Genomic DNA, 13904 nt, shown 5'->3' with positions numbered 1-13904 from the left:
GTCCTCTTTAAAATAAGTCTGTGTATTGTAATAGATTTTGTGCCGCTTAGCCAAAAAACTCTGTGAAAAACAACCGCACTTTTAAGCCCCAGTAACTTGTCCAACCCGTTGTGGCTAAATCCATTTTTCCTTTGTTTAAAATAATAATCGTCGGTGTCACATTCACCTGCCATTGATCCGCAATCTTGCCTTGAGGATCATTCACCGTTGTAAACTGATAGCGATGGGTTTGTAAATAATCCTCCACGTCCTTATTTGTCCCCGAACGTAGTGCGACAGAAACTACCGGATAGCCTTCTTCTGAAAGTGAATTAATCGCTGGAGAAGTATAACGACAATAACCGCACCAACTTCCCCAGAAATAAATGATTGTCGGCTTAGCTTGATCTAATTGAGGTAAAAAGAAGGCATTTCCCTGTAAATCATAAAGTGCCGTTGCATTGATTTCAGGCGGAATATTAGGTTTACGAATAAAATCAAGAATACTGCTCACGATAATCAACGTCAGCAAGAGCGAAATCGCATTTTTTAATAAGGTTTTAAGTTTCACAATAAAATTTCATGATCTAGGATAAATGGATTGTAATCGATCAGAAAAGTGCGGTCAAAATTACAGATATTTTGCTATAAATACATTATCTAAACTTGGCATCACATAAAAAATGCTCCTATTATAAAAATAGGAGCATTATTTAATAACTATAAATTTTCAATTCCTGTAGTTACACTAAATGCTTTTGTCTCTTTAGGTTTTAGCATAATTAAACTTCCTGCTTTTTTAGCTGCTAAAAAACCTTCTGGCCTACAAGTTGCTGGTAATACAAATGCACCTACTTGTTGATCCTCATTAAACAAAATCCATCGTGTTGCATAATTAAAGTCTTTAGATGAGAATTTTGTTACATAGCTATGCCCACTAGGTGATTTCATTTTATATTCTAAATTCTCTTGATATTTACTGAGATTATCCATAAAGAATACTATTTCAGGATCATACATCACATCATTATCTAATTTATCAAGATGGTATTCCCCTTTTTTAATTTTATCATTAAACTCAAGCCACTTTTCTGTTGGGCTAACGTGAGCTGGTATAGTTTCTCTCAAAACAATAGCCTCATCAGGAATATTCTGTGTTAACACCGCTCCATGCTCATAACAATAATTCATGTGGCACATGTATTGCAATGGCATATCAACACTAGATAAATTAGTTACACTCATTTGAATATCAAATAAAGTACTATTTGAATAAAGTGTTACAGCTGGTCTTGCTGAATAATGATTTCCAAACCCTTTCACATATTCAACTTCTCCCGTAAGGGTTATTGAATTATTATCAATGATTAACCAGGCATTATTAATAATTGAACAGGGCATCTCTCCATGCAAAACATGATCATCTTCAGGGCTTGGACAGCCATTTCTGATTAACCCCGAATGAAAAGCAAAACATCCGTAAGTATCAACAATACTATTACCAAATTTCGGCTCAGAAAACATATTCTTCATTTTTAATGAATGTTTACCAAATTCAGCATCCCAAATAATTTGACCATAAAAAGGCAATACAATAATAAATCCTTTTTTATTACAAATTTTTATTGCTTCAATTCCTGATTCATACTTAAAGCCAAACACTGTAAAATCATTATTACTAAGCAATACTTTTTCATCTCTAGAAAATAATTCTTTGAATAAAAATAACTTCGTTTCCATTATTCCTCTCCTTTTTCTAATTTCATTTTATCCCAGAAGTAATATCCAACATAGATAAAGCAAAGCGTTGGTACAACAAAGGCTAATTGTAAAGATCCTAAAGTATCAGAAACATATCCATGAATAGCAGGAACAACCGCAGCTCCAATAATTGACATTACTACAACAGCTCCGGCTACTTCCCGATGTTCTTGTTTAACAGTTCCTAATACAGATGTATAAATTGTAGCCCAACATGGTCCAAACAATACACTTGCAAAAATTGCAGCATAAACAGCTGAAAAGTCATGAACAAAAGAAGTATAAGAGAGAGTAAATACACCAAGAATAGAATACACAAACAATACTGCATCTGATTTAAACTTAGTCATTAAAAAATTTGCTACAAATTTTCCGATGAAAAAACCAATAAAACTATATATCATGAAATTTGAAGCATCCCTCTCATTAATATTACTTAAATTTAAAGCTAAACGTATTGTAAACGACCATACTGCAACCTGCATGCCCACATATAAAAATTGAGCAATAATTCCTTTCTTAAATTGTTTATTCTTTGATAAATATTTCAATGTATCAATGAATTTCACATTAGTAGCTAAAACTTCATTTTCAGCTTTGCATCTAGGGAATTTTGTCAATAAGAACAACAAAGTAACAGCAATTAATACAAAAATAAGATATTTATAAGGTTGTAATGTATGCTCAAGCAATGATAATTTAAATTCATGAGCTTGATCTGGTGACATCGTAAGCAATTGTTCTTTCAAGCTAGCCCCTTCTTGGAAGATTAAATATTTACCCAGTAAAATGCCAGAAATCGCACCAATCGGATAAAATGTTTGACTAATATTCAGTCTTAATGTCGCATAATCTCGATGGCCGAGCATAGAACTATAAGTATTCGCTGATGTTTCAAGGAAACTTAAACCGATAGCAATAGAAAATATAGCAGCTAAAAACATAGTATAAGTAGCCATGTGAGAAGCTGGATAAAACATTGAACAGCCTATAATATACAAGGTTAAACCAATCAAAATAGCAACTTTATAACTTGTTTTCTTTATTACTAGAGAAGCTGGAATTGCAATTAAGAAATATCCACCATAAAAGGCACTTTGAACTAATGCACTTGCAAAGTCACTTAATGTGAATACACTCTTAAATTGAGTAATAAGAATATCGTTTAAGCTCGCGGCAGCCCCCCACAATGGAAATAGGCAAGATAATAATATGAACTGAAATATAGGTGTTCGATTCAAATATCCATCAGGCATTTGCTGTATTCCTTTCATAACATACTCCTTATAATTTACCCAAAAAACACTCAAATTCTTTTTTATCCGGATATGATATTTGAGTTCCTTGACCAGTCACGCTATAAGCTGAAAATGCAGAGGCCATGTTCAAAGATGCTAAAATATCATGCGTTTTAACAAGATAGTGTGCAAAACATCCTATAAATGCATCCCCAGCTCCACTAGTATCAATAGCATTAACCTTATGAGGAGCAATATGATGAATTACATTTCCATCTAGCCATATCGCACCTTTCTCCCCCAAAGTAACAACAAGATTTTTCAATCCTTTTGAAATCAATGAATTAGCTGCTATCAGAATCTCATCAATATTAGAAACTGGTAACCCTGTAAGAATTTCTAATTCAGTCTCATTAGGCATAAAAAAATCACACTTACACACATAATTAATATCTAAATTTGGATCAGCAGGAGCTGGATTTAATATCACAGGTATATTATTTTTAACTGCAAAATCAATTGAGTAATAAACAACAGATAATGGAACTTCTAATTGCAAAATAATAAGCTTACATTTTTTAAGTTCATTTTCTGCGTCATCTATATCTTTTGTTGATAAGTGACTATTTGCACCTTTAATAATAAGAATGCTATTTTGGGATGACTTATCTACAAATATCGGTGCGACACCACTGGAAACACCTTTTGCTACTGTTACATAATCAGTATTTATAGCATTCAGATGAAAGTTTTTTAGTGTGTTCTCAGCGAACAAATCATCTCCAACTTTTGTTAACATCATCACATCCGATCCTAACTTAGCAGCAGCTACTGCTTGATTAGCACCTTTACCTCCACATCCTATCTTGAAGCTAGGAGCTTCGATTGTTTCACCCAACTTAGGCATCCGATCTATATATGTAATCAGATCAACCATATTTGAACCAATAACTGCAATATCCATACGACCTCCATTTCAATTGTTAATAAAGTAACATTTCATTTAAACAACAGTATAATACTCAAAAAATGTTAAAAAAGTGACAAAGATCACAGTTCTAGAAAAAATTTTTATGATATTATTAGAAGCAATAAAACTATAACCACATATCACCATGGACAGAAAAAACAATTCAAGAATAAAAAGCTTAGAATTTATACTCAGAACAATGAGCTCTATAAAATTAAGAGATGCAGCCAATATACTAAGTGTATCTGAAATGACTTTAAGAAGAGATTTAAGTACTGAAGGATGCCCCTTAATTCTACTAGGTGGTCACATAGTCAAAGCCCCTCAAAACCATCATGAGGCTAACTATCTGATTTTTGAACAAGAAAATAAGAATTTAAAGGAGAAAATGACTATAGGTAAAGCGGCTGCAGAACTTGTTGAAAATGGGGATGTTATTTTTTTTGATTGTGGTTCAACAATCCCTTTTATTGCATCACAAATAAAATCAGATATAAAATTTACTGCACTTTGTTGTTCTCTAAATACATTTACAATTTTGCAAGAAAAAAGTAATTGTGAAGTAATACTAGCAGGTGGATCATACTCTAGTCATAACTCATTTTTCACTCCAATTAATAACTCAGAAATAGAATCGATACTTACAACTAAAGCCTTTATTTCTGCGGCAGGTGTAAGCGATGAATATGGTGTTAGCTGCTTTGATTATAATGAAGCAAAAGTAAAAAAAATGGCAATGAAAAAAAGTAAAAAGAATATATTGGTATTTGATCATATGAAAATAGGACTAGTAAGAAAAGCATATATTAATGATTTAAATCAATTCGACTTATTAATATGTGATCAAGAATTACCTAAAAATTTCATAATAAAGAATAATCATCAATAATAACCGATGACTAAGTTAAGGAGAAAAATATGAATAGTAAACAATTAGCACAATATATTGATCACACCGCCCTTACTGCAGAAAAAACAGAACAGGATATTCTTAAACTCTGTGATGAAGCCATTCAATACGGCTTTTATTCAGTCTGTATTAATTCAGGCTATATTCCTTTAGCCAAAGAAAAACTCGCTGGCTCAAACGTCAAAATTTGTACGGTTGTTGGTTTCCCTCTTGGCGCCAACTTATCCTCAGTCAAAGCGTTTGAAACCCAAGAAGCCATCAAAGCGGGTGCGGGTGAAATCGATATGGTAATTAATGTCGGTTTGATTAAATCAAATAAATGGGATGCCGTAAAAGACGATATTCAAGCTGTGTTAATCGCTTGTCATGGCGTGCCACTTAAAGTGATTTTAGAAACGTGCTTACTCACCAAAGAAGAAATCGTGAAAGCCTGTGAAATCTGTAAGGCTTTAGGTGTGGCATTTGTTAAAACCTCAACGGGTTTCAATAAAGGCGGTGCAACCGTAGAAGATGTCGCATTAATGAAGAAAACGGTAGGCAACATTGGCGTGAAAGCTTCTGGCGGTATTCGTGATACTCAAACCGCACTAACGATGATTGAAGCAGGTGCGACACGAATTGGCGCAAGCGCAGGCATTGCGATTGTAACGGGTGTTTCCGGTAATACCTCAAGTAATTACTAATCGATAATAAAAAAGGAGATTGAAGTGGATATCTCAATCTCCTTTTTTCATCATCAAAGACTTACTTAAGCTTTAATTTGTCCTTTCAAGAAATCTAACAACTGATCTTTTGCAATCATTTGTTTTTCACCAGTGCGGCGATTTTTATATTCGATTTCGCCGTTTGCGAGATTTTTCTCACCAATCACCACCATGTGTGGCACGCCGATAAGTTCCATATCGGCAAACATCACACCTGGGCGTTCTTTACGGTCATCAAAGATCACTTCGACGCCTTGTGCTTGTAAAGTGCGGTACAATTCTTCCGCATATTGTTGAACGCTTTCAGATTTGTGCATATTCATTGGCACGACGGCTACGGTGAATGGCGCAATTTCATCTGTTGGCCACACGATACCGCGCCCATCAAAATGCTGTTCAATCGCCGCAGCAACCACTCGTGTTACACCAATACCGTAACATCCCATGGTTACGACCATTGGACGACCATCTTCACCTTGAACAGTTGCATTCATGGCTTCTGAGTATTTTTTACCTAATTGGAAAATATGACCTACTTCGATACCACGTTTAATCAATAAGGTACCTTTACCATCCGGGCTTGGATCACCTTCAACCACATTACGAATATCGGCTACTTTTGGTAACGCTACATCACGTTCCCAGTTGATATTGAAGTAATGTTTACCATCAATGTTTGCACCTGCGCTGAAATCAGACACTAACGCCACTGAACGGTCAATAATCACTGGAATATTGAGATTAACAGGGCCTAATGAGCCTACACCCGCACCAATTTTAGCTTTGATAACAGCTTCGTCTGCAAATTCAAATGGTGAAGCCACTTCTGGTAATTTTTCTACTTTGATTTCGTTTAATTCATGGTCACCACGAATCACTAACGCCACCAATGGTTGCTCTTCGCTTGCCCCTTTTACAATCAAGGTTTTAACCGTTTTCTCAATTGGTAAATTGAATTGTTCCACCAACTCAGCAATGGTTTTTGCATTTGGTGTATCAATTAATTCCATCGCTTTCGTTGGCGCTGCACGCTCACCAATCGCCACCGCTTCCGCTAATTCAATGTTTGCTGCGTAATCAGATTCCGTAGAGAAAATCACATCATCTTCACCGCTGTTTGCTAACACTTGGAATTCATGTGAGGCGCTACCACCGATAGAACCAGTGTCTGCTTGTACTGCACGGAAATCTAAACCTAAGCGATTAAAAATATTGCTATACGTTTGATACATCACATCATAAGTTTGTTGTAAGCTCGCGTGATCAGCATGGAAAGAATACGCATCTTTCATGATAAATTCACGTGAACGCATTACACCGAAACGCGGACGCACTTCATCACGGAATTTGGTTTGAATTTGGTATAAATTGATTGGAAGTTGTCTGTATGATGACACTTCGCGGCGAACTAAATCCGTAATCACTTCTTCGTGTGTTGGACCTAATACAAAGTTACGATTACCACGATCCTCAAAACGAAGTAATTCGGGGCCATATTGTTCCCAACGACCTGATTCTTCCCATAATTCTGCTGGTTGCACGACTGGCATTTTGATTTCAAGTGCGCCGCTTTTATCCATTTCTTCACGAATGATTTTTTCTACTTTACGGAGCACACGCCAGCCGGTTGGCATCCAATTATAGAGACCTGAAGCAAGAGGACGAATCATCCCTGCACGAAGCATTAATTGATGGCTCACAATGGCCGCTTCAGCCGGGGTTTCTTTTAGTGTTGAGAATAAATATTGACTTGTACGCATTGAATTAACCTTAGATTCTAAGCATTGAGAAAAAATTGGTGAGAGTATAACAAAAAGTGCGGTCATTTTTAACCGCACTTTTTTCTGAGAAAAGATTATCTTCTCGGTAAGTATCTAACTGGATCGACAGATTTACCTTTATAACGGATCTCGAAGTGAAGTTTCACAGCATTGGTCCCTGTGCTACCCATTTTCGCAATCTCTTGACCCGCTTTCACTTCTTGTTGATCGCTCACAAGGATCTTGTCGTTGTGTGCATAAGCACTTAAGAAATCATCATTATGTTTGATGATGATTAAGTTACCGTAGCCACGTAATGCGTTACCTGCATACACAACACGACCGCTCGCCGCCGCTTTAACCGCTTGTCCGCGAGAACCACTGATATCAATCCCTTTGTTACCACCATCAGAGTTAGAGAAACCTTGGATCACGTTACCTTGGGTTGGCCATTGCCATGCCACATTCGATGCCACTGGTGCCACAACGTTCGCATTAATTGGCGTATCGTTTGTAGTAGTTCCCACTTGCGTTGTCGTTGTCACAGGTGTACTCGGTGTATTGTTGGTAAACGCTGGGGCTGATGTTCCACCTGTTGCGACACCAGCTTTAATTGGACCAATTACCGTACCATCAGAGCCAATTTGAGTACCATTCGCACCTGGTGTATAAGTCACTTCTGGTTCAGCTGGAGCTGTTGGTGCAGTTGGTGCCGTCGTTTTCACTGGTACAGTCGTGGTAACCGTTTTAGTTGAACAATTTGAAATTTTTAACGTTTGGCCCACACTTAAGCTATAAGGCTCTTTCATATTGTTCATGCTCGCTAAATCTTTCACGTCCATACCGGTCAAGTAAGCGATTAAGAACATGGTATCGCCTTTGTTTACTTTATAGGTATTTCCTTTGTATGAACCTTTTTGAATTTGGCTGTAATCCGGCGCATTGGTATTTGGATTACGCGGCACATTGATTGCGCCAGAGCTGGTGCAATCAGAAACCGTTTTGGTTACGGTTTTAATCTGTGGTTGAACCGGTGCAGGAGCTGGAGCTGGCGTTGGTTTAGGCTGTGCTGCAGCAGGTTGTTGAACCGGTTGATAAGTTGGTTGAAAACTTGGTTGTGGTGTTTGAGTGCCCGTTGGCACGCTATTGCCCATTGTACTTGGCATGGTATTTTGTTGGATTTCTGGCTGCCATGTACCGCTCGAATTATTATCAACAGGCTGCATTACGCCCGGAGAAAGTGTGCCATCTACATTTTCAATTGGCGCAGGGCTGTTTGAACTACAAGCTGTTAAAATAGCGATACTCACAGGGAGCAATAAAAACGATTTTTTCATTTATTCTTCCTTTAACATTAAATTTATTTCATTTGATTTGGCATCGAGTTCTTTTCAATTTCCGGCATAAAGCTACCACCGGCAACCGCTCCCGTTCCTTCTACGGGTTGCATAATACCATTAGGTAATGCATCGGGATCTTGTTTTTGTGGTTCTCCTGTACAAGCTGAGATCAGCAATGCACTCGAGATAATTAAGAGTAATTTATTCATAAAAAAGGTCACCCTGTTATTTTAAAATAAGATAAGCAATCACAGCTAGAGCAACCACACTCCAACCAATGATTTCAATAGATTTACGTAATTTCGCGGCGAATTTTTCTCCGCCCCATGCAGCCAGTTTTGCGACTAAAATAAAACGAGCAAAACGCGACACAAACGCGGTAATCACAAAGGGGATAAACGCCATTTGCATCACGCCTGCGCAAATGGTGAAAACTTTGTAAGGAATCGGGCTAAAACCGGCAACAAAGACCACTAAAATACCCCATTCTTTAAACCATGCCATAGCTTGTTCCCAAGCGGCTTGGTAACCCCATTGTTGAATATAGCCTTGTACCCAATCAAAGGCATAGTAACCAATAGCATAACCAATCATTCCACCGACAACCGAAGCAATCGTGGTATAAAGTGCAAAACGAAATGCACTTTTCGGTTTTGACATTGACATCGGAATCAACATGACATCCGGTGGAACGGGGAAGAAAATGGCCTCAATAAAACTCACAAAGGATAGCCAAAACACGGCAAAGCGATGTTTTGACCATTGCATTGTTTTATCATACATCGCACCAAAAATATTCATTCACTTATCCTTTATTGCTTCAATCGGGAAAATTCGTTTCAAAACGGCACATTATTCACTTTCCAGCCAAGCTTGTAAAGCAGCAATTGACTGATGAGCAGTAAGATCCGCTTGAATTGGCGTAATGGCAACATAACCATTTTTTACCGCATGGAAATCGGTACCTTCACCATCATATTCAGGCAAGCCTGACGGACCAATCCAATAGATATTTTCGCCTCGAGGATCTTCTTGTTTAATCACTTCTGCAGCGGATGAGCGATAACCTAAATGACAGACTTTGATTCCTTTAAGCTCTTCGTAAGGCAAATCTGGCACATTGATATTGATCACTTCGCGTTTATTCAATAATTGAGGATGTAATTTAGGAATCAAATCACACACTACGCGAGCCGCTGTTTCATAATGCAGACGACCATCTAAAGATACCGCAATGGCTGGCAATCCCAAATGACGACCTTCTAACGCGGCAGCTAAGGTACCTGAATACAAGGTATCATCACCCATGTTACAGCCTGCATTAATACCTGATACCACAAGATCCACTTGTCCAGATAAAAAACCGTTCAATGCCAAATGCACACAATCAGCCGGTGTGCCGTTCACGCAATAATCACCACTGTCTAAATGACGCGGACGAAGCGGCTCAACAAGCGTTAATGAGCTTGATGCCGCGCTACGATTACGATCGGGCGCGACGATCACTACATCGGCAATTTTTCGTAATTCTTTTGCTAAAACTTGAATCCCTTCGGCGTGAAAACCGTCATCATTGCTGACTAAAATTCGCATTATTCTTCTTCCTTAATATTCACTAACTCTCGCACCAATGCAGTGGCATAGCTCCCCGCCGGCAAATAAAATGAGAGTTTTAATCCTTCTTCAACAAACGTCCAATGGAAATCTTTTGCCTGCATCAATAAAGGGCGGCGAGCGGCTTTCATTCTTTCTTGTTTCATTAATTCTTGGAAAACCTGGTGTTCTAAAACCACTTGATTTTCGACCGCACTTGCAGATAAATTTTCTTCGCCAATTAAAGGTGCAGTGAGCAAAATATCTTGCTCGTTCAAACGTTGCTGTAAAACAGCTAAATCTTCATTTTCATCGGCTTTAAACCAACTGTGCGATCCGTTTAATTGCACAATATCGTCTCTTAGAACCTGATCTGCTACATTTTGTTCAATTCGTCCTGCCACAACTAAATTAAAAATTTCACTGCGAGCTGCTGAAAGGTAAAAACTGCGTTTTTTACGATCTTTGACCTTAATCTCCCCTTTCGCCCAACGAATCGCTTGAGTCAGATTATGACCATCACGCCCAAAACGCTGCTCAGTGAAGTAGTTAGGAAAACCGTATTTCGCCACAAAATTTAAACGTTCGTTTAACTCATCACTTTCTTTTGCACCGCGTAATAAAATCTCGAAGGCATTTCCTTGAAGACTACCCGTACGAATTTTACGATTGTGACGAGTGACGTCTAAAATCTCGACGCCTTCCAATTGAAATTGGCTAAAATCAGGCGTTTCTTTCCCCGGCATTTGTAAACAAAACCATTGTTCCGTAATGCCATGACGATCTTTCAAACCGGCATACCCCATATTTCGATCAGAAATACCCGCAAACTTGGCAAGTTTTTCACCGACAAACAGTGTATTGCAATCCGTTTTACGGATTTTTACCGCCACAAATTCGCCTTCGCCTGACATTTCATAGCCCAGATCTTCTTTAACAATAAAATCAGCGAACGCTTGCTTTAAAAGTGCGGTTGTTTTTGGCGGTGTTTTTAAGGTGAAATAAGGGAGATGTTTGACCATTTTTTTTCGTTCTAAAATAAGAAAACCCAACTTTTTCGCTGCAATAAATAGCGTGATCAGCTGGGCATGTTAAGCACAATTTATTCGCGCAGAATTTTAACCTTTCCGCCCCTTCAAGGCAAACTGAAATGAGAATAAATTTTTAGCGACATTTTCATCTTTATCCCCTACAATGACTGCACTTTTTCTGACAAAAGGAATACCTTATGACGAATTTTAACGAACTTCAAGAAGAAACCCGTGAAATCATTACGGATTTATTAAATGACGGCAGCGATCCGGATGCCCTTTATATTATCGAACATCACATCGCTCATTATGATTTTGATACCTTAGAAAAAATTGCTGTGGATGCTTTTAAAGCAGGCTATGAAGTGTCAGAAGCGGAAGAATTTGAAGATGAAAGTGGCAAGGTGATTTTCTGCTTTGACATCATCAGTGAAGTAGAATTAAAGCCCGAAATTATCGATGCACAGCAAAAAGAAATTCTGCCATTAGTGGAAAAATACAAAGGTATTTATGATGGCTGGGGCACGTATTTTGAAGATCCGAATGCGGAAGATGATGAATACGGCGATGATGGCGAATTTTTTGACGATGAAGATGTCGAAGACGACAACGAACGTTTACATTAATAATAACAAAGGGCGTGTTAAACCGCCCTTAATTTTTATCTTACCCAAATAGGAATGAAACAATGAAACTCAAAGCGCTTTCTTTAGCATTACTTGCCTTGCCTATCACTTCTTTTGCAGCAGAGCCCGTATCTCATCAGCCAACGGATGTCAGCTTTAGTGTTGAAGCTGAAAGAGAGGTAGAACGAGATTTATTGCAAGTGTCCCTTTTTTACCAAGCGGAAGGCAATGATTTATCCGCGCTCAATAAAACCATGGCAGAAAAAATGAATAAAGCCATTGAGTTAGCAAAAGCACAAAGTGCGGTTGAAATTAAAGATAATTCTCGCAATACCTGGATTCGTTATGACAATAAAGGCAAACAACAAGGCTGGATTGCGCGTGCAGAATTAACTTTGGAAAGTAAAGATTCTCAAGCGTTATCAACACTTGTACATGAATTAGATGGTGTATTAGCCATTGATCGCGTAAGTGCCTCTGTTTCACGTGAGAAATTAAGTAGTTTAGAAAATGAATTAACCAAAGAGGCTTTAGCGAAAGTTAAAGATAAAGCACTCTTAATTCAAGAATCTTTGCAGATGAAAGGTTATCACACACAAAGCCTTGACGTGTCTTCTGCCAATGATTCCGCGAATGATTTCCGCCCTTATGCCGCAGGGGCTATGATGGCAAAAAGTTTCTCTTACTCGGATGAAAAAGATGAAACTTACACTCAAAGTGGTAAAGAGAAAATTAAAGTCAGTGTGAATGCGCGAATTGCATTGCTTAAAGAATAATTTTCTATACAATGAACGACGATTTTTTTAATAAGGAAAACACTATGAAAGTAGCAAAAAATACGGTTGTGAGTATTGCTTACCAAGTACGTACTCAAGACGGTGTATTAGTTGATGAAGCACCAGCAAATCAACCATTAGAATATTTACAAGGCCACAATAACTTAATCATTGGTCTTGAAAATGCCTTAGAAGGTAAAGAAGTTGGCGACAAATTTGAAGTGCGTGTTCAACCTGAAGAAGGCTACGGCGAATACAATGAAAACATGGTTCAACGTGTACCAAAAGAGGTATTCCAAGGCGTTGATGAAGTCGTTGTTGGTATGCGTTTCTTAGCTGACACAGATATCGGCCCAGTTCCTGTTGTGATCACTGAAGTGGATGGCGATGAAGTGGTGGTTGATGGTAACCACATGTTAGCGGGTCAAGAATTACACTTCACTGTGGAAGTTGTTGGTACTCGTGAAGCAACATTAGAAGAAATTGCTCACGGTCACGTACATGGCGCACATGATCACCACCACCATCATGATGACGAAGATGGTCACGGTTGTGGTTGTGGCGGTCACGGTCACCACCACCATGATCACGATCATGGACACGGCGGTTGCTGTGGCGGTGGTCATAAACACGATCATGATCACGGACACGGTCATGGCGGCTGTGGTTGCGGCGGTCACTAATCTTAATCTAGAGATAAAACTAGAGACAAAAAAAGGGGCTGTAACAGAATGCGGTAAAACCGCATTCTGTTACAGCCCCTTTTTATATATCTCTATATATATCACTCTTGGTTATCATATAAAACTATTTATTTAAACTTTACAAGGCATAAAAGTTGAGATGCTAAATTATATCAAGAATTAATAATTATGATAAAAGTCGGCTTTTTTTGTATGTCTTCCCCCAATTACATAATTCGGTCATAAGTGGAATCAGTGTTTTACCTGTATCTGTCATAGAATATTTAACTCTAATTGGCGATTCATCATATACAACTCTAGATACAATACCCGCTTCTTCTAGTGTACGTAATTGAGCCGTCAACACTTTTGTCGTTATATCTCCTAATAATCGTTGTAATTGATTAAAGTGAATTGACTCTCCCTTTAGTAAATAATACAGTATTTTTAACCTCCACTTACCGCTTAACAGATTTAAAGCAATCTCCATAGGACATTCTTGATTAATAGAATCTACTTTCGACAAAATACTA

16 protein-coding genes are annotated in these 13904 nt (G+C 38.0%); 5 read left to right on the top strand and 11 right to left on the bottom strand.

Annotated elements, in window-relative coordinates; translation table 11 throughout:
- Positions 1 to 46: 46 nt before the first annotated feature.
- The 4 genes from DPV81_RS05300 to rbsK form a co-directional block, all read right to left on the bottom strand.
- The gene (locus DPV81_RS05300) at positions 47 to 550 is read right to left on the bottom strand and encodes a protein disulfide oxidoreductase (protein WP_111387112.1); all 504 of its coding nucleotides are present in this window, start codon (positions 548 to 550) and stop codon (positions 47 to 49) included.
- Positions 551 to 699: 149 nt separating this feature from the next.
- Positions 700 to 1719: an aldose 1-epimerase family protein gene (locus tag DPV81_RS05295; protein ID WP_111387110.1), complete on the bottom strand. Its 1020-nt coding sequence runs from the start codon at positions 1717 to 1719 to the stop codon at positions 700 to 702.
- Complete coding sequence (fucP, locus tag DPV81_RS05290; protein WP_070592681.1) at positions 1719 to 3014, bottom strand: L-fucose:H+ symporter permease; 1296 nt, start codon at positions 3012 to 3014, stop codon at positions 1719 to 1721. Before fucP ends, DPV81_RS05295 begins: the two co-directional genes overlap by 1 nt.
- Before the next feature lie 10 nt (positions 3015 to 3024).
- The gene (gene rbsK / locus DPV81_RS05285; protein WP_111387108.1) at positions 3025 to 3942 is read right to left on the bottom strand and encodes a ribokinase; all 918 of its coding nucleotides are present in this window, start codon (positions 3940 to 3942) and stop codon (positions 3025 to 3027) included.
- A 151-nt stretch (positions 3943 to 4093) separates the two neighbouring features.
- Between rbsK and deoR the strand changes: the two genes are divergently transcribed.
- Positions 4094 to 4837 (top strand): DNA-binding transcriptional repressor DeoR, encoded by a 744-nt coding sequence (deoR, locus tag DPV81_RS05280; protein ID WP_070592688.1) that lies wholly within the window; start codon positions 4094 to 4096, stop codon positions 4835 to 4837.
- A 29-nt stretch (positions 4838 to 4866) separates the two neighbouring features.
- On the top strand, positions 4867 to 5541 hold the full coding sequence (deoC, locus tag DPV81_RS05275) for a deoxyribose-phosphate aldolase (protein WP_111387106.1): 675 nt from the start codon (positions 4867 to 4869) through the stop codon (positions 5539 to 5541).
- 65 nt (positions 5542 to 5606) lie between these two features.
- Here deoC and proS read toward each other — a convergent pair whose 3' ends face one another.
- The 6 genes from proS to truD all read right to left on the bottom strand — a co-directional run bounded on the left by proS (position 5607) and on the right by truD (position 11277).
- Positions 5607 to 7322 carry a proline--tRNA ligase gene (gene proS, locus DPV81_RS05270; RefSeq protein WP_111387104.1) on the bottom strand — a complete coding sequence of 572 codons (1716 nt, stop codon included), beginning with the start codon at positions 7320 to 7322 and terminating at the stop codon, positions 5607 to 5609.
- A 95-nt stretch (positions 7323 to 7417) separates the two neighbouring features.
- Positions 7418 to 8659 carry a murein hydrolase activator NlpD gene (gene nlpD / locus DPV81_RS05265; RefSeq protein WP_111387102.1) on the bottom strand — a complete coding sequence of 414 codons (1242 nt, stop codon included), beginning with the start codon at positions 8657 to 8659 and terminating at the stop codon, positions 7418 to 7420.
- A gap of 23 nt (positions 8660 to 8682) precedes the next feature.
- Complete coding sequence (locus DPV81_RS05260; RefSeq protein ID WP_049363974.1) at positions 8683 to 8871, bottom strand: hypothetical protein; 189 nt, start codon at positions 8869 to 8871, stop codon at positions 8683 to 8685.
- A 16-nt stretch (positions 8872 to 8887) separates the two neighbouring features.
- Complete coding sequence (locus tag DPV81_RS05255) at positions 8888 to 9463, bottom strand: YqaA family protein (protein ID WP_049364715.1); 576 nt, start codon at positions 9461 to 9463, stop codon at positions 8888 to 8890.
- Positions 9464 to 9514: 51 nt separating this feature from the next.
- On the bottom strand, positions 9515 to 10255 hold the full coding sequence (gene surE, locus DPV81_RS05250; RefSeq protein WP_111387100.1) for a 5'/3'-nucleotidase SurE: 741 nt from the start codon (positions 10253 to 10255) through the stop codon (positions 9515 to 9517).
- The gene (gene truD, locus DPV81_RS05245) at positions 10255 to 11277 is read right to left on the bottom strand and encodes a tRNA pseudouridine(13) synthase TruD (RefSeq protein ID WP_111387098.1); all 1023 of its coding nucleotides are present in this window, start codon (positions 11275 to 11277) and stop codon (positions 10255 to 10257) included. The genes surE and truD overlap by 1 nt, the downstream gene beginning before the upstream one ends.
- Positions 11278 to 11483: 206 nt before the next feature.
- Here truD and rraB point away from each other — a divergent pair, with 206 nt between their 5' ends.
- The 3 genes from rraB to slyD all read left to right on the top strand — a co-directional run bounded on the left by rraB (position 11484) and on the right by slyD (position 13371).
- A complete protein-coding gene (rraB, locus tag DPV81_RS05240) occupies positions 11484 to 11912 on the top strand; it encodes a ribonuclease E inhibitor RraB (protein ID WP_005695141.1) in 429 nt (142 codons plus the stop codon).
- Positions 11913 to 11974: 62 nt separating this feature from the next.
- Positions 11975 to 12688, top strand: coding sequence for an SIMPL domain-containing protein (locus DPV81_RS05235; protein ID WP_111387096.1), 714 nt, complete (start codon positions 11975 to 11977; stop codon positions 12686 to 12688).
- Between the two features lie 44 nt (positions 12689 to 12732).
- On the top strand, positions 12733 to 13371 hold the full coding sequence (gene slyD, locus DPV81_RS05230; protein WP_070867718.1) for a peptidylprolyl isomerase: 639 nt from the start codon (positions 12733 to 12735) through the stop codon (positions 13369 to 13371).
- Positions 13372 to 13558: 187 nt separating this feature from the next.
- Here slyD and DPV81_RS05225 read toward each other — a convergent pair whose 3' ends face one another.
- Positions 13559 to 13897, bottom strand: coding sequence for a winged helix-turn-helix transcriptional regulator (locus tag DPV81_RS05225; RefSeq protein WP_207930105.1), 339 nt, complete (start codon positions 13895 to 13897; stop codon positions 13559 to 13561).
- Positions 13898 to 13904 lie beyond the last annotated feature (7 nt).

It is taken from the genome of Haemophilus parainfluenzae, assembly GCF_003252795.1.
Classification (GTDB): Bacteria; Pseudomonadota; Gammaproteobacteria; order Enterobacterales; family Pasteurellaceae; genus Haemophilus_D; species Haemophilus_D parainfluenzae_K.
Note: the sequence above shows the minus strand (reverse complement) of the source record. Positions and strands in the feature narration are given on the sequence as shown.